The following is a 14,757-nucleotide window of genomic DNA, read 5'->3' as shown; positions in this document are numbered from 1 at the left end:
AACCCTTCGACTAGCTCAGGGCATTACAAGCTCAGTACAAGTCCCTCACCAACCGGAGGCATGAAACAGGAGGGGAAGCCGATAACTATTGATTGATTTTAATCAATTGGTTACGGGAAAAATCAGCAGCTTTGGCAATGCGAATGCCTTCACTGGTAATATGTGCAACTTCAGGATAGAAGTTAGTTGGTGATTTTTCTGGCGCTCTGGCCACAGCATCGGCAATTCGTAATTGGGTGGGTTGCATTTGCAAGGCCATAATTAGAGACTCCCGATTACCACTAGCACCGGCATGGGCTACTCCTCGCAATCTTCCCCAGATGATAATATCTCCATCTGCAATGACGATACCACTAGGATTAATATCTCCTAAAACAATTACTGTCCCAGGATGACGAATTTCCACACCGGATCGGACTGTCATTTGCAAATAGAGTGCGTCTGCTAGGGGGGTGGTGGTAGATTGAACGTTAGTGGTAAGGGGGTTTTGCAGTGGGATTTGTTCTACAGAATAACCGAGAGTGCAAGCGGCGATCGCTGTTTGTCTCCGACTGGTAGCTACAGATTTTAGTTGTATTTGGTATGTATTTAATGTTTCTGCTAGTTGTTGCAGTTGTCTGTTATCCAATAACCGATCTTGGGCTAGCAAATGCAAGGCTGTATTTGGTTTCCGTAGGCGATCGCCCGCATTGAGTCGCTGTTTCATTTGTTGCCAAATTTCCCAAGCACTAAATTCTGATGCTGGTACTTGCGACTCCGTAGGCAAAATTAATAACAGTCGTTCTCCTTCTGTTTTTAACTGAACTTGAATATTATGATCTACTTTCTGCTGAGGTAATTCTAAACCAGCCGTTAATCGATCAGATATAATAGAACTAGATTCCTCTAGTTCAGAAACTTGAGATGTTGAATTTTCCGTTGTAGAATTACTTTTTAAATTAGTAATCACAGAGTTTAACTCTGAATTAGGGATAATATCATTAGCTTCTATTTTATTATTAGTCGCATCTGTATTTATCTCGCCAGAGTTAGAATTATTGATCTCTGGATTAACCTGGTGCAAACTTGGGTCTGATTTAGGTAATTCAGATTTTATAGCATCAGATTTATTAGTATCTACATTAGTTTTTTCAACATCATAATTATTTACTTGTTGATTACTCTGATCACCAACTGATTCTGACTTAGTAAAATCAGATTTTATTGGATTAGATTTAGCAGCATCAGAATTCATGTAACACTAGCCAAAATATGCCAACATTTGAGATTTGAATAAAAGTTTGGAATTTGTTGAATGTTAACTGGTAACTGTTAACTGTTTATCAATCTTTGGTAAACCGTTGCCAAAGCATCAGCATTACCGACATTACCAGGAAACAATACTACAGGCAAATCAGGAAATAAAGGATGATCGGATGGTGTAATTACCATAGAACAACCTGCTAAAATTTGACCAAGTAACCGGGCTGAAGTTAAAGCCAGTCCTGTACTCAAGACATCATTAGAAGTTATACCTCCCTTACTGATTAGGAATCCTATATCAGATGGCAAACCTTGAACAATATCCATGAGTAAACCAGAAACCGTATTGCCAAAATCTAATCTAGTTTTGATATCCGGAAAAGTCAACTCCTGACGGCTAGTGTATACTACTGGTGTTTTACCAGCATTGTGTACTTCCTGAACTTTTTCCAGAATCTCGGTTAGCAGTGTAACAGATTCATGGACTCCATCATCAAGCAATCTCCCCACATTTACTTCTATACCGACTGTTCCGGCAACTTGTAATAGTGATTCTAACTGTTGAGTTGTCTTTTTGACATGAGAACCAACAATGACTGCCCCTGGTTTACCATCACGGACGTATGCTGCCATATTTTCAGCAGCGATGGGTTGGGCTGGTAAGGCGGCCAAAGCTGTTAAAATACTAGCAGCAGAACGGAATAAAAATCGTTTTCCCTGATTGGCGGCTGTTAATACATCTACAGCAAAGGTATTAAGATCATCTTGATGTTCTCCATCTACCACACCACACTGATTATCTTGAAGTTCCAGTAACTGTTTTAAACTACCTTGACGGATATCGTCAAGTAAGAATCTACTGACAGTATCTTCTTTAATTCGTCCTTTGGTTTTTTCTTCTACATACTTAGGTAGATAGCTATAATTGTAACTAAAGACGGAATCACGAGCAAATTCTGTTTCATGCACGGGTGTAGGAACACCATCAATAATTAGATAATGAATGCTATCACGGGTAATTCTTCCCCCTTCAAAAAATGCGGGGACAAGAAAATGAGCATCAAATGGTCCGAGTTCTTCAGCAATAACATCAGTTTCTATGGGATAATGTCCACGTAAGGTGGAGTCAGAACGACTAACTACGAGAAAATCGGTTATTTGTTCTGCTGCTAAGGCAATTTTCAGGTTATGACAAACTTCTCTAGTTACCGATGCTGCTGCTTCTGGAGTGAGGGAACGAGTATTAGTTAAAATAAAGAAAATGGGAGCATCATCTTTTAGTCCTAACCGTAAAGTTTCCACATCCCAGCGCATTAATAATAAACAACTGTGGACGGTTTGTGAACCGGTCGGATCATCATCTAATACAATTATTTTAGGTTGGTTATTCATAAATATGTGACTGGTGGTAGATATTCGACATCTAAAATTTGATCAATGGTGTAAGGACAAGTTGGAGGAAAACAATTTAAACCGCTTTTTTTCTTTGCTTGTCGTACTGCATCAGTATAAACTTCATCCAGCACTGTTAACAAATAATTGTAGAGATTTTTTGATTTGGTTAATTTCCTGATTTCTACGCGAAAATTATCAATTTCTACTTCCCAATGATTTTTACAGTCAGGAATACTCCAATGTTGATACAATAGCAGATGTTTAAGAAGTTGCAGTAGATGGCTTTCCAATTTGTGTTTTTGTTCATTCCCCAATGACGAAATCTCCTCAATTAAATTTTCCCAATCAAGATTTTCTAAATTCTTTTCCTGTAATTGTTGCAATGTTATTTCTAACCACTGGGGATAATCTTGTTCATAAAGAGTTTTACTCAATAATTTAGATATCATTTAGGATTCTCCAGTTTGACTACAAAGGGTAAAGAGTTCAGGAGTTCAGATTGTATTACTTAATCTACTTTGATTTATGCTGGTTTACTTACTGAGGTTAAATTTTTAACTGTGCTAAACCCAAATAACGGATACCTTGGGGAGAAATATCAAACCGACAAGGTAAGACTTCTAGACCGAGTTTAATAGCTTCTCGCAACAACTTACCATAAATAGGATCGGTAGTATCACCGGGAGCAAATTTTGGACAATCCCCGCGATTAATAAAATACAACATTACCGCCCGACTTTGGGGTAAAACGTCCATTAATTCCTGTAAATGTTTTTGTCCTCTGGTGGTTTCTGTATCAGGAAATACTGCTAAATTGCCTTGTGTCCAAGTTGTATTTTTAACTTCTAAAAAAATAGGTCGTTGTTCACTACTACCTGTGAGATAAAAATCTACTCGACTTTTGCGATCTTTGCCATAGACAACTTCACCTTTCACCTGTTCATATTCACCCAATTCTGGGAATAAATACTTCTCTAAGGCTAATTTAATGACCCGATTAGGTAAAGCGGTATTGACACCAACCCAAATGGGTGTGGGATTATTGACCTGTATTAATTCTAGGGTATAAGCTAATTTGCGTTGCGGATTATTACTTTTAGAAATTTGCACAGGACTACCAACAGTACAAACTCCCGTCATTGGCCCCGTATTGGGACAATGTGCTGTTACTATTTCCCCAGATTCCAGTTGCACATCCACAAAAAACCGCTTGTAGCGTTTGAGTAAAATTCCAGGATATAATTTTGGGTAATCATACAGATAATCAATCATGTCCATAAATTATTTCACAGCTATCTGAGTCATGAGTTTTTTAGTAATATATATTATGTACCTCAGAAAGTAACTTTTTTAATAAAAATTTGGGTCATGTAGTTATAAGATACCAGTAATAACTAAAAAACAATTACTTGTTAAAATTCCTCAGAATACTTATGAATGAAAAATACGATTCTCCACTGTACTGCAATATATCGAATAATAATGTTACAAACCACTATTACCAATCCTTAGAGCATTTGTTAATAGTATCTCAAGATATCTCTCAAACTCGTTCCCTAGAAGAGATTATACAAATAGCCTTAAATGCAGCCCGAAAAATTACCAACTGCGATGGAGCAACTTTTGTCCTTCTGGATCATGGCTTATGCTACTATGTTGATGAAAATTCTATTGCTCCGCTGTGGAAAGGTCAGCGAGTTCCCCTCAATCTTTGTATTTCTGGCTGGGTAATGGTGAATAATCAGCCTGTGATCATTAGTGATATATATAGTGATAAAAGAATAAATTCTAATTTTTACAAACATACTTTTATTAAAAGTATGGCCATGGTTTCTCTGTCCTATCAAAAACCTACGGGAGCAATTGGTATTTATTGGCAAAATCAGTATCAATCCAGTCTGGAAACAGTTAAATTGCTACAAGTTATTGCTGATATTGTCATGGCAAATATGGATAATTGTTTGCGATATTCACAACTAGAGCGACAATTACAAGATCGCACCACAGCCTTAGAAGAGGCTAATTTTTGCTTACAAAAAGAAATGCAAACTCGCAAGCTTTTAGAATCAAAAATTCGTATTCTTTCCCTGACTGATGAATTAACAGGAATGCACAACCGTCATGGTTTTTTCCTCTTAGCTGAACAGCAAATCCGTTTAGCCCAACGTTCTGGGACAAATCTGAGTATTTTATTTGTAGAAATAGAGGGATTCAAAAATATTTACAAGCAGTGGGGGAAGGATATTGGAGATGATACAATCCTAGCTATAGCTAGATTACTCAAACGCATCTGCCGAAATTCTGATACCATAGGGCGGATAGAAGAGGGAGAATTTGTGGTACTTGCCCAAGGTTGTGATCCAGGTTGTTTAATCATAAAACAGCGCTTACGAGAATCTGTTGATGAATTAAATGCCAGCAAAGAATTTCCATTTCCTGTAATTCTCAATATCGGTGTTCAAGATTATGAATCTAAACCCCATCTTCCCCTAGATGATTTAATTACCCTGGCGCAAATTAATATGTATAAATCAGGGACAGGCAGTTAAGCTGCTAAGTTTGATTTATATCATAAAAGGATAATTTTTGTACTCAAATTGAGGGTATTTTTCTGGAGGTTGAATATAATTGATCTTATTAATCCTACCATGTAGACTAGCGCGGGAGGATTTACCAATGCAAGGAGAAACATCCTATGCAACAAATCTCATCTGCTACGGACTTAGAATATGCTTTTCTGTTTACTCTCAGAAAAGTTAACTCGATTAATACCGCAGGTTTTCAGCCATTTTTTGCAGATTTACCAATTGATCCTGATATTAAGGGTAAATATCGCTTCCGCAGATTATCCCGGTTTATAGTTACGGGAGATAAGTTAGTTAAACTCCCCCATGGATATCTATTCCAAAGCGAGAAATATAATCCCTTGTTAGGAGATGTAAAACGCGAATTTGCGGAATTAGATGATGCACTTATAGAACTGGAAATTTTCAAAAATTTGATTTTGGCTTTTTATGATTCTTGCAAATTACATCCAGAAGCAGAAATTGGTGTGCATCAAATTAGAACTACCTGTTCAACTAATAATTTAGGTAATCCTGCACCTGAAGGTATTCACCAAGATGGTACGGATTTTATTGGTATTTTTGCTGCTGGGAGGGATAATATTCAAGGTGGAGAAACCCATTTATACACTGCTAAAAAAGAAAAGCCAGTTTTTAATAAAGTCTTGAAACCTGGAGAAATAATTTTGGTGAATGACCATGAATTTTTCCATTTTACTACTCCCATTAAACCAGAAAATCCCGGCGTGGGAACTAGAGATGTTTTTGTGATTACTTCTCCAAGTTTAATTACTGATTAAGTAAGAATTCAGGAATCAGGAGGGGCGAACGGCGGTTCGCCCCTCCAGAAGTAAGAATATTTGTTTGTAACAGGAATCGTCTATAGACAAATTTTTTCATCAATTATCAATTCAACAATGAATCGGAAATTTTCATTCTGACTCCTGTATTCTGTATCCTCAATCTTTACCTTAACTTTAACATCAAGATTTAGATCCCCGATTTCTTCAAGAATGGGGGGATTTTGTATAATTGCTATATACTGAAGATAATGAGTAATTGATTTTTGCCAATTATGAATCACGAATTTTACAACCAGGGATTAGCAAAAGCCCAACAACAAGACTATGCAGGGGCGATCGCCAATTTTACTGAGGCTATTCAAGAAAATCCTGGGTTGACTAAGGCATATATTCAACGAGGTTTGGCATATTATGATTCTGGGGCAGTTTTGCAAGCTGTTTATGATTATACGGCAGCAATTAAACTGGATGAATCTATTAGTGAGGCTTTTTATTGTCGGGCTTTAGCTAGGTTAGCATTAAAAAATTTGCCTGGTGCTTTAGAGGATGTAGATCAAGCAATTAGAATTAATTCTGATGATGCTGCAGCTTATGATTTGCGGGGAATAGTAGAACGCAAACAGGGGCATATTCAGCAGGCGATCGCTAGTTTTAAAAAAGCCGCCCAACTATATTTAGATCAAAAAAATAAAGAAAAATGTCAAAGTTGTTTAGAAAAAATTAAACAATTACAACCCCCAGAAAAACCTCTACCACCACAAACAAATCCTGCACCTGTATCTATTATCTCTACTAATCAATATTTCCAGCAATTATTAGCTAAAGCAGAACATGGAAAAACAAAGGAAGCAATGGCTGATTTAGATTGGGTGTTAAAAGCTGATCCCCATGATGCTCAAGCTTACTGTTGTCGTGGAGTAGTACAATGTAAAATGGGTAATTATCGAGAAGCTATAGCTGACTTTAATCAAGCATTACAACTCAATTTTATTGATGCCATAGTTTATCGTAATCGTGGTAAAGCCCGTTCCCAAATTGGTGATCATCAAGGAGCATTAGCTGATATTAACCAAGCATTAAAAATGCAACCACGAGATCCTTTAGTTTATGTTGCCAGAGGTAATATTTACCGAGAAATGGCTAATTATCTTCAGGCAATTCAAGATTATAGTCAAGCACTACAAATTAATCCCGATTATCCTCCAGCTTACTATCATCGTGCTATTACCTACACATTGTTAGAAGAAATGGAAAATGCTGTCGTTGATTATCAAAAAGCAGCTAGTATTTATTGTGAACAAGAAGATTGGGAAAACTATTACCAAGTGGTGAGCAATTTACAAAAAATTCAAACATCAAATCCAGAAATTAAAGATCAAAAATCCCAAGTTTTACGTCAGCGACTTCTACGTTTAGTTGGTGGACATTGGGAAATAGCACAGCGTTTAATTCAACAACAGGAATATGATTATCCAGGAATGTCCGATGATTGGTATTTTCAAAGAGTAATTGAACAATTAGAAAAAGATCGTAATTAAACTTATAGCAGGAGGCATCAGTCATCAATCAACATCCTTATAAAATCTCCATTGCCTAAGTTCTGTTGATGATTACAATTCAATCATAATAGGGTGGGTTAGTTCATGCAACCCACCATGTTGCTTAGTTTTATGCTAAAACACAACTATAAATTAAACAAACTCTTCCAACTGTTCCAGCTTTAACCAAATATTAGGTGTAGGTACTTTGCCAAATTTCACTAAAGCATAGTCACCCTTAATATCTACAACTTCTCCCCTACTATCAAATAAATAAGCAGGAAAACGGGAATCACTAGCTTTAGCTTCTACACTATTCTCCAACTTTTCGCGCACTGCCCGCACCATATTTCCTTTTTTAAGAGCCATAAGTTCCTCTTTTGCAATTAATGAAATTTTCTATTCATAATTTTATAAGAAAATCCGCTAAAAATCCAAGAGAGGCAAAAGAGAAATGATTTATTATTAATTTTAAGGTAAATCACCGACTTTATTAGTCAGCATTCAGTTATTAGTCTTGAAAGATTTAGGCTCAAAATATTTTCTTTATAAGATCCTGATTTAAAATCTCCAATTTTAATCCTGTAAAGTCCATTCTGCAATAGACATCTGGTGAAAATTAAATGTGCGAGACTTACAACCCTTTTAGAGACGTTCCATGGGTAGGGATTCTCGTCTCTACAATCTTTATCACCAGATGTCTAATCAATTTACCATTGGTATCTTCTACCCAAATAATAGACAATTGATGTTTTTGGGTTATTAATAGATAATTTTTGGACTATAAAAGTAGAATTATTAATAGTAATTGTGTGAGACTACTTGTGTAATTTGTATTAGGTGATGCTTCTTAATTATTTTGGTGACAAACATAGTAGTAAAAGATGATTTTTATCTCTATAAAAATGTGATATTAATTGTATTTATTCGTGATATCAGCCTTTTGTATTGGTGATCTAATTTTCTATTTAAATGTGATTACCATCACAAATATGACCTTAGATGAATACTCTACTGAATATAATTATGGAAACAATCTCTTATACTCTTATTGATTAGAACTGATGCAACTGGCACATTGGTGGGGTGTGGTTCGACAAGCTCACCAACCACGTCAGATATCAACAATTTGGTTATTGACATAATTTATGCTGTCTGACGCACCCTAAAACTGAATTTTCCCCTTTAATTAGGGATGAAGCGAGGTAAAAATGTCATGAAAATTACGGTTTCCTATAAATCCCCGTTACAAAAATGGCCTCCTGCCTTTTGCCTTAGTTAAGACTGTGCTTGCTTCACCGTAAGCTTGCAACCTTACATTATAAAAATACTTTTGCTATTTATTGTCAAAATAACAATATTTGTGACAATTACGCTAGAATTATTAAAGGTTCGTTACAGATATGGCAAATCATCCCTATTTCTGTTACAACAAGCGAACATTTAGCTTATTAATCTAAAAACACTAAAGTTTACCGAAACCCTCTATGACGCTCCCAATTCGTAACGTCGCCATTATCGCCCACGTTGACCACGGTAAAACCACCCTTGTTGACGCTCTCCTCAAACAGTCCGGCATTTTCCGCGAAGGCGAAGACGTTCCGGATTGTGTCATGGACTCCAATGATTTGGAAAGGGAACGAGGCATTACAATTCTTTCTAAAAATACAGCGGTTCGCTATAAAGAAACCCTGATTAATATTGTTGATACCCCTGGACACGCTGACTTCGGTGGAGAAGTAGAACGAGTTCTCGGCATGGTAGACGGTTGTTTGCTGATTGTTGATGCCAACGAAGGACCGATGCCCCAAACCCGCTTTGTGTTGAAAAAAGCTTTGGAAAAAGGTTTGCGTCCTATTGTTGTTATTAACAAGATTGACCGTGGCCAAGCTGACCCCCATATTGCTGTGGATAAAGTATTGGATCTGTTCTTAGAATTAGGTGCAGATGAAGATCAGTGCGACTTTAAGTATTTATTTGCTTCTGGTATGGCGGGTTTCGCTAAAGAAAGTTTAGAAGCTGAATCTGTAGATATGCAGCCTCTATTTAATGCTATTCTCCGTCATGTTCCTGCACCTGTGGGAGATCCCGAAAAACCCCTACAATTGCAAGTTACCACCCTCGATTATTCTGAATATTTAGGCCGGATTATCATTGGTAAAATCCATAATGGAACTATCCGCGCTGGACAACAAGCTGCTTTAGTGGTGGAAGATGGCAGCATTGTCAAGGGTAAAATTACCAAATTGATGGGATTTGAAGGCTTAAAGCGGGTAGAAATGGAAGAAGCCACTGCTGGTTATATTGTGGCTGTGGCTGGTTTTGCTGATGCTTATATTGGCGAAACTATTACAGATCCTAATGAACCCCAAGCATTACCTTTAATTAAAGTAGATGAACCAACTTTACAAATGACCTTCTGGGTGAATGATTCACCTTTTGCCGGTCAGGAAGGTAAGTTGGTAACATCTCGCCAAGTGCGCGATCGCTTGTTCCGTGAATTAGAAACCAACGTAGCTTTGCGCGTTGAAGAAACCGACTCTCCCGATAAATTCTTGGTTTCTGGTCGAGGTGAATTACACCTGGGTATTTTAATTGAAACCATGCGTCGTGAAGGTTTTGAGTTCCAAGTATCTCAACCTCAAGTAATTTACCGCACAGTTAACGGTCAACCTTGCGAACCTTATGAACTTCTAGCATTAGACGTTCCTGCTGATGCTGTTGGTAGCTGTATTGAACGGCTAGGACAACGGAAAGCCGAAATGCAAGATATGCAGCCCGGTGGTGGCGATCGCACTCAATTAGAGTTTATCGTTCCTGCCCGTGGTTTAATCGGTTTCCGGGGTGAATTCATGCGGATGACCCGTGGTGAAGGTATCATGAACCACAGTTTCCTTGATTACCGTCCACTTTGTGGTGATATTGAAGCCCGCAACAAAGGCGTTCTTATCTCCTTTGAAGAAGGTGTTTCTACATTCTACGCCATGAAAAACGCTGAAGATAGAGGCGCATTCTTTATCAGTCCCGGTACTAAGGTTTACAGAGGCATGATTATTGGTGAACATAATCGTCCTCAAGACTTGGAATTAAACGTTTGTAAAACCAAGCAATTAACTAACCACCGTGCCGCAGGTGGTGATGAACTTGTACAATTGCAAACACCTATAGACATGAGTTTAGAACGGGCGTTAGAGTACATCGCCCCAGATGAATTGGTAGAAGTTACACCTCAATCAATTCGTCTCCGCAAAATGGCCAAGAAATTAGCTAAACGTTAATTTATCTAGGGTGGGAATTTTAAAACCCACCTTTGTTTTTCGATAACGAACCACTCCAGACGCAGAGGACGCAGAGAAAGAGTTAATTTTGTATCTGCGTTTATCTGCGTTCTATGATAAATTCCTAAAAAAAGTTTTTTGTCAATAAACCCCCCTCTATTCTCAATATTATTAATAATAATTTCTATTAACTTAACGATTTTTGGTTGTTTGAGCGATCGCTCTTGACAGTGTTTTGAGTTTCTGGTAAATTTGGTTAAAATCCCAAGGGATTGGTATGAGAGTTTTTAAGAATTTTATTCCCCAGATATGCAGAACCACGGAGAAAAGAAAGGTTAATGGAGTAATATTATTAATCGCATTTTTGCTATATAATCTAATCAATAATAAACGTAAATCCATCCTCAACAATGCCAGAAACGCAAATCATTTTCTTTCAGGACGATAGAGGGGAAGTTACTGTTTTAAATTGGCTAAAAAAATTACTCAAACAAGATCGCAAAGGATATGCAAACTGTATTGCGAGAATTGAACAATTAGCTGAGTATGGTTTTGAATTAAAAAGACCAGCAGCAGATTTTTTGAGAGATGGGATTTATGAGTTAAGAGCGAAGCACATTAAAGTACATATAGACTTCTCTATTTTTTTCATGGACAAAACGTGGTGATTTTAGCTCATGCCATGATTAAAGAACATAAACAAGTTCCAGAGAAGGAGATTGAATTAGCATTAAAATATAAAAATTTATTTGTACTCAAACCAGAAAATTATACTTATACTGAACCAGAGGAAGAAGCAAATGAAGAAAACTAATGATGCAATCAAAATTATTAACAAAATGATGAAAGAAGATCCAGAATTACAAGAGATGGTGAGAGAATCTGCGTTAAATGCTCAAGTATCTCAAATCATTTACAATGCTCGGAAACAAGCTGGATTAACTCAAAAACAATTAGCTGATTTAGTTGGTACTACTCAGTCAGTGATTGCTGGATTAGAAGATGCAGATTATGAGGGACATTCTTTGTCTATGTTAGCTCGAATTGCGGCAGCTTTAAATCAAAAAGTTGAAATTAAAATATCACCTAAATAAGTTGTTTAGCAGTCAAGCAAGCATAAAATATAATTTTAAGATTTAATTTCATCCAGAAATGCAAAGATATTATTGATTGGGTAAAATAGATTTACTAAGTTTAAGGAGTGGAAATGATGTTGTTAGAATTAAAGCGCATTCATGTACCACCAGGACAAAGAGTTTTATTAGAAAATGTCACATGGACAGAATTAGAAGCAATTTTGGAAGAATTGGGAGAACATCGTGCAGCGCGAATTGCTTATGATCGGGGAACTTTAGAAATTATGGCTCCTTTACCAGAACATGAAGATAATAAAGAAATTATTAGCGATTTAGTGAAAGCTTTATTGGAAGAATTAGATATTGAGTTTAGATGTCTTGGTTCTACAACATTTAAAAATCAATTTATGGAACAAGGGATAGAACCTGATCAATGTTTTTATATTCAAAATGAAGCTTTAATTAGGGGTAAAAAAAGATTAGATTTAACTATTGATCCTCCTCCAGATTTAGCGTTAGAAATTGATGTTACTTCCCGCACTCATCCAAATATTTATCAAGCTTTAAAAGTTCCTGAGTTGTGGAGGTTTGAAAATGGAAAGTTGCAAATTAATGTTTTAGTAGATGGTAATTATGTGGTGTCTCAGTCAAGTTTGATTTTTCCTGGTTTACCTTTAATTGATGTGATTCCTCGATATTTGGAAAGTAGTGGAATTGCTGGGAGGAATGCAACTATTAGGAGTTTTAGGAGTTGGGTGAGAGAGCAGTTATAATTTCATAATATTGTTTTATTGTAAGGATTCAGGGAACAGGAAACAGGGAACAGGGAACAGGGAACAGAAAATAAAAATGTTCTTCATCCTTCATCCTTCATTCTGACTCCTGACTCCTGACTCCTGACTCCTGACTCCTGAATTCTTACGTTTTATTCCACACTAGAATATGAATCAACAATTAGTTAATTCTTTGCTACAAGTAATTGAGGCACTTTCCCCAGAAGAAAGAACACTTTTAGAAAGTCGTCTCAAATCTCATACTATCCAAAAAACTCCGGGAATTTGTGGTGGCCATGCGCGGATTCGTAATACTCGCATTCCTGTATGGATGTTGGTGTCGTTGAGACAACAGGGAGCGGATGATGTAGAATTGCTGCAAAATTATCCAAGTCTGACATCGGAAGATTTAACAGCAGCTTGGGATTATTATGAACAACATCGTTCAGAAATTGATCTGATCATCACTACTCAAAATGAGGATGACTGATGGTGAGATTATATGCTGATGAAAACTTTCCTCTAGAAATTGTGAGACAATTACGCCAATATCAATATGATGTGCTTACTTCCTACGAAGCAGGAAAAGCTAATCAAGGTATCCCAGATGATGAAGTTTTGGCATTTGCGACTCAAGAGAAACGAGTTTTACTGACACTCAACCGAGATGATTTTATTGCGCTTCATCAAAGTGAAATTTCTCACGCTGGTATTATCATCTGTAAAGATGATCGAGATTATATAGGACAAGCTAAAATACTTCAGACTTGCTTGGGTGAAAATTCTGATTTTACTAATCGGCTAATTAGAATCAAAAAAAATAATCAACCCAAGTCTAGTATAAAGATTTTTATTTACCAAGAATACACAAGATAGAAGTCTAGTAGACCTGTCCGAAAATTATCGTAGGGACAACTCATGAATTGTCCCTACAAGGATTTCAGGCTACGCACATTTAATTACCGGAAAGGTCTAGTTATTAAATTCAGGGATTTACACATCAAAATTGTATCATCATCTTTGACGCATCTCGGCAAATCCCCGAAACCCTATATTTTTCGTTGAGATGTGTCGAATGCTTACCGGACAAGGGTTTGAGCCATGTACTTGACGTTATTTTTAGCTATGTTTATAATTTTTTTTAGAGATGCGTCGAATTGGCGGCTGAAACCCTTACTGGGTAATCCTCCCTAGACGAACTCTTTCCCGATCGCTTGAGATTGGAATTAATGGAAACTCCTTCTCCTAGGAGGAAAAGGAAAGCTAGAAGTGCACTTTCCCGATCGCTTTAGATTGGAATTAATGGAAACCAGTCTTAAAATCTTAGGAAACTAAGGATTTAGCGATGGGCTAAAATGAAAACCAATAAAACTCAGATCCCCGACTTCTAACATCAGTTCATCATCTATGAACCAGATAACAAAAGAAGTCGGGGATTTTGTATAAAAGTAGTTTTTAAAAACTTTCTCTGTGATAAATCACCTAAATTCAAATTAATTAAAAATCTAAAATTTATCCACCTAAAAAATAATCATCAGCCAACAATTGACTCAAAGAATAAGGACACTTTTCCGGTAAAATAGTTAAATCAGTTTTACTCTCCACAAAATCAACCGCACTGTGATAAATATTATCTAAATCATCCTCTAACTTATTCCTTAAATTCGTAGTCAGATGATTATTTAAGTCATACCGAAAAGTTTTAATCTCCCCTATCCAATGACGATGGTTTCTTTTATATTCTACCTGCCAAAATTGCAATAATAATAAATGAATAATAATTTGTCTTAAAAGACTTTTAACCTTCGCTAAATCTCTTTTACCCAAGTTTATTAGTTCCTCTATTAAATTTTCTATATCTAGTTGGTTAAACTGTTTCTGTTTTAATAACTCTATAGTCTCCTCCAACCATAAACTTTCATCACTTTCATAGAGTAGCTTTAAATCAGTAATAATTTTCATAATTCTACCCTTATCTTTTCATCTCATTATACATTCTTTTCTAGATACCCGACTTTTTACAGCTATTTTCAGGTAAATAAACCACATTTTAATTTAGGTTTAGCGTCAATGGTGTAGGGGCGAAGC

17 protein-coding genes are annotated in these 14,757 nt (G+C 36.5%); 10 read left to right on the top strand and 7 right to left on the bottom strand.

The features are described from left to right. Nucleotides 1–85: 85 nt before the first annotated feature. From minC to sfsA, 4 genes are all read right to left on the bottom strand, one after another. A complete protein-coding gene (gene minC / locus CUN59_RS08270; RefSeq protein WP_104387395.1) occupies nucleotides 86–1,234 on the bottom strand; it encodes a septum site-determining protein MinC in 1,149 nt (382 codons plus the stop codon). Between the two features lie 77 nt (nucleotides 1,235–1,311). Continuing rightward, the gene (locus CUN59_RS08265; RefSeq protein WP_104387394.1) at nucleotides 1,312–2,634 is read right to left on the bottom strand and encodes a four-carbon acid sugar kinase family protein; all 1,323 of its coding nucleotides are present in this window, start codon (nucleotides 2,632–2,634) and stop codon (nucleotides 1,312–1,314) included. Further along, entirely contained in the window at nucleotides 2,631–3,086 is a 456-nt protein-coding gene (locus tag CUN59_RS08260) for a DUF29 domain-containing protein (protein WP_104387393.1), read from the bottom strand. The genes CUN59_RS08265 and CUN59_RS08260 overlap by 4 nt, the downstream gene beginning before the upstream one ends. A gap of 97 nt (nucleotides 3,087–3,183) precedes the next feature. After that, nucleotides 3,184–3,909 (bottom strand): DNA/RNA nuclease SfsA, encoded by a 726-nt coding sequence (gene sfsA, locus CUN59_RS08255; RefSeq protein ID WP_104387420.1) that lies wholly within the window; start codon nucleotides 3,907–3,909, stop codon nucleotides 3,184–3,186. A 161-nt stretch (nucleotides 3,910–4,070) separates the two neighbouring features. Here sfsA and CUN59_RS08250 point away from each other — a divergent pair, with 161 nt between their 5' ends. From CUN59_RS08250 to CUN59_RS08235, 3 genes are all read left to right on the top strand, one after another. Then, entirely contained in the window at nucleotides 4,071–5,186 is a 1,116-nt protein-coding gene (locus CUN59_RS08250) for a sensor domain-containing diguanylate cyclase (protein WP_104387392.1), read from the top strand. A 146-nt stretch (nucleotides 5,187–5,332) separates the two neighbouring features. Next, complete coding sequence (locus CUN59_RS08245) at nucleotides 5,333–6,001, top strand: 2OG-Fe dioxygenase family protein (protein WP_104387391.1); 669 nt, start codon at nucleotides 5,333–5,335, stop codon at nucleotides 5,999–6,001. A 275-nt stretch (nucleotides 6,002–6,276) separates the two neighbouring features. After that, the gene (locus CUN59_RS08235; protein WP_104387389.1) at nucleotides 6,277–7,542 is read left to right on the top strand and encodes a tetratricopeptide repeat protein; all 1,266 of its coding nucleotides are present in this window, start codon (nucleotides 6,277–6,279) and stop codon (nucleotides 7,540–7,542) included. Between the two features lie 153 nt (nucleotides 7,543–7,695). Here CUN59_RS08235 and CUN59_RS08230 read toward each other — a convergent pair whose 3' ends face one another. Continuing rightward, entirely contained in the window at nucleotides 7,696–7,911 is a 216-nt protein-coding gene (locus tag CUN59_RS08230; RefSeq protein WP_104387388.1) for an NAD(P)H-quinone oxidoreductase subunit O, read from the bottom strand. A 1,118-nt stretch (nucleotides 7,912–9,029) separates the two neighbouring features. On the opposite strand from CUN59_RS08230, the gene typA reads away from it, so the two are divergent. After that, nucleotides 9,030–10,820 (top strand): translational GTPase TypA, encoded by a 1,791-nt coding sequence (gene typA / locus CUN59_RS08225; RefSeq protein ID WP_104387387.1) that lies wholly within the window; start codon nucleotides 9,030–9,032, stop codon nucleotides 10,818–10,820. Between the two features lie 192 nt (nucleotides 10,821–11,012). Here typA and CUN59_RS08220 read toward each other — a convergent pair whose 3' ends face one another. Further along, nucleotides 11,013–11,222 (bottom strand): hypothetical protein, encoded by a 210-nt coding sequence (locus CUN59_RS08220; RefSeq protein WP_104387386.1) that lies wholly within the window; start codon nucleotides 11,220–11,222, stop codon nucleotides 11,013–11,015. A gap of 8 nt (nucleotides 11,223–11,230) precedes the next feature. Between CUN59_RS08220 and CUN59_RS21955 the strand changes: the two genes are divergently transcribed. The 6 genes from CUN59_RS21955 to CUN59_RS08195 all read left to right on the top strand — a co-directional run bounded on the left by CUN59_RS21955 (nucleotide 11,231) and on the right by CUN59_RS08195 (nucleotide 13,545). Beyond that, nucleotides 11,231–11,488, top strand: a complete 258-nt coding sequence (locus tag CUN59_RS21955) for a type II toxin-antitoxin system RelE/ParE family toxin (RefSeq protein WP_243406896.1) — start codon at nucleotides 11,231–11,233, stop codon at nucleotides 11,486–11,488. Beyond that, nucleotides 11,485–11,634: a hypothetical protein gene (locus CUN59_RS21950; RefSeq protein ID WP_243406895.1), complete on the top strand. Its 150-nt coding sequence runs from the start codon at nucleotides 11,485–11,487 to the stop codon at nucleotides 11,632–11,634. The genes CUN59_RS21955 and CUN59_RS21950 overlap by 4 nt, the downstream gene beginning before the upstream one ends. Further along, the gene (locus tag CUN59_RS08210; RefSeq protein ID WP_104387385.1) at nucleotides 11,621–11,914 is read left to right on the top strand and encodes a helix-turn-helix domain-containing protein; all 294 of its coding nucleotides are present in this window, start codon (nucleotides 11,621–11,623) and stop codon (nucleotides 11,912–11,914) included. Before CUN59_RS21950 ends, CUN59_RS08210 begins: the two co-directional genes overlap by 14 nt. Nucleotides 11,915–12,030: 116 nt before the next feature. Continuing rightward, the gene (locus tag CUN59_RS08205) at nucleotides 12,031–12,669 is read left to right on the top strand and encodes a Uma2 family endonuclease (protein WP_104387384.1); all 639 of its coding nucleotides are present in this window, start codon (nucleotides 12,031–12,033) and stop codon (nucleotides 12,667–12,669) included. 169 nt (nucleotides 12,670–12,838) lie between these two features. Beyond that, on the top strand, nucleotides 12,839–13,159 hold the full coding sequence (locus CUN59_RS08200; protein ID WP_104387383.1) for a DUF433 domain-containing protein: 321 nt from the start codon (nucleotides 12,839–12,841) through the stop codon (nucleotides 13,157–13,159). Then, nucleotides 13,159–13,545 carry a DUF5615 family PIN-like protein gene (locus tag CUN59_RS08195; RefSeq protein WP_104387382.1) on the top strand — a complete coding sequence of 129 codons (387 nt, stop codon included), beginning with the start codon at nucleotides 13,159–13,161 and terminating at the stop codon, nucleotides 13,543–13,545. The genes CUN59_RS08200 and CUN59_RS08195 overlap by 1 nt, the downstream gene beginning before the upstream one ends. Before the next feature lie 636 nt (nucleotides 13,546–14,181). Here CUN59_RS08195 and CUN59_RS08190 read toward each other — a convergent pair. Further along, the gene (locus tag CUN59_RS08190) at nucleotides 14,182–14,631 is read right to left on the bottom strand and encodes a DUF29 domain-containing protein (RefSeq protein WP_104387381.1); all 450 of its coding nucleotides are present in this window, start codon (nucleotides 14,629–14,631) and stop codon (nucleotides 14,182–14,184) included. Between the last annotated feature and the right edge of the window lie 126 nt (nucleotides 14,632–14,757).

The organism is Cuspidothrix issatschenkoi CHARLIE-1, assembly GCF_002934005.1.
GTDB lineage: Bacteria > Cyanobacteriota > Cyanobacteriia > Cyanobacteriales > Nostocaceae > Cuspidothrix > Cuspidothrix issatschenkoi.
The sequence above is the reverse complement of the archived record's forward strand: the minus strand, read 5'-3'. Positions and strand labels throughout refer to the sequence as shown.

Bases quoted from the DNA above. Each gene is read 5' to 3' on its own strand.
- minC (WP_104387395.1), bottom strand. From the start codon at position 1,234: ATGAATTCTGATGCTGCTAAATCTAATCCAATAAAATCTGATTTTACT.
- CUN59_RS08265 (WP_104387394.1), bottom strand. From the start codon at position 2,634: ATGAATAACCAACCTAAAATAATTGTATTAGATGATGATCCGACCGGT.
- CUN59_RS08260 (WP_104387393.1), bottom strand. From the start codon at position 3,086: ATGATATCTAAATTATTGAGTAAAACTCTTTATGAACAAGATTATCCC.
- sfsA (WP_104387420.1), bottom strand. From the start codon at position 3,909: ATGATTGATTATCTGTATGATTACCCAAAATTATATCCTGGAATTTTA.
- CUN59_RS08250 (WP_104387392.1), top strand. From the start codon at position 4,071: ATGAATGAAAAATACGATTCTCCACTGTACTGCAATATATCGAATAAT.
- CUN59_RS08245 (WP_104387391.1), top strand. From the start codon at position 5,333: ATGCAACAAATCTCATCTGCTACGGACTTAGAATATGCTTTTCTGTTT.
- CUN59_RS08235 (WP_104387389.1), top strand. From the start codon at position 6,277: ATGAATCACGAATTTTACAACCAGGGATTAGCAAAAGCCCAACAACAA.
- CUN59_RS08230 (WP_104387388.1), bottom strand. From the start codon at position 7,911: ATGGCTCTTAAAAAAGGAAATATGGTGCGGGCAGTGCGCGAAAAGTTG.
- typA (WP_104387387.1), top strand. From the start codon at position 9,030: ATGACGCTCCCAATTCGTAACGTCGCCATTATCGCCCACGTTGACCAC.
- CUN59_RS08220 (WP_104387386.1), bottom strand. From the start codon at position 11,222: ATGGATTTACGTTTATTATTGATTAGATTATATAGCAAAAATGCGATT.
- CUN59_RS21955 (WP_243406896.1), top strand. From the start codon at position 11,231: ATGCCAGAAACGCAAATCATTTTCTTTCAGGACGATAGAGGGGAAGTT.
- CUN59_RS08210 (WP_104387385.1), top strand. From the start codon at position 11,621: ATGAAGAAAACTAATGATGCAATCAAAATTATTAACAAAATGATGAAA.
- CUN59_RS08205 (WP_104387384.1), top strand. From the start codon at position 12,031: ATGTTGTTAGAATTAAAGCGCATTCATGTACCACCAGGACAAAGAGTT.
- CUN59_RS08200 (WP_104387383.1), top strand. From the start codon at position 12,839: ATGAATCAACAATTAGTTAATTCTTTGCTACAAGTAATTGAGGCACTT.
- CUN59_RS08195 (WP_104387382.1), top strand. From the start codon at position 13,159: ATGGTGAGATTATATGCTGATGAAAACTTTCCTCTAGAAATTGTGAGA.
- CUN59_RS08190 (WP_104387381.1), bottom strand. From the start codon at position 14,631: ATGAAAATTATTACTGATTTAAAGCTACTCTATGAAAGTGATGAAAGT.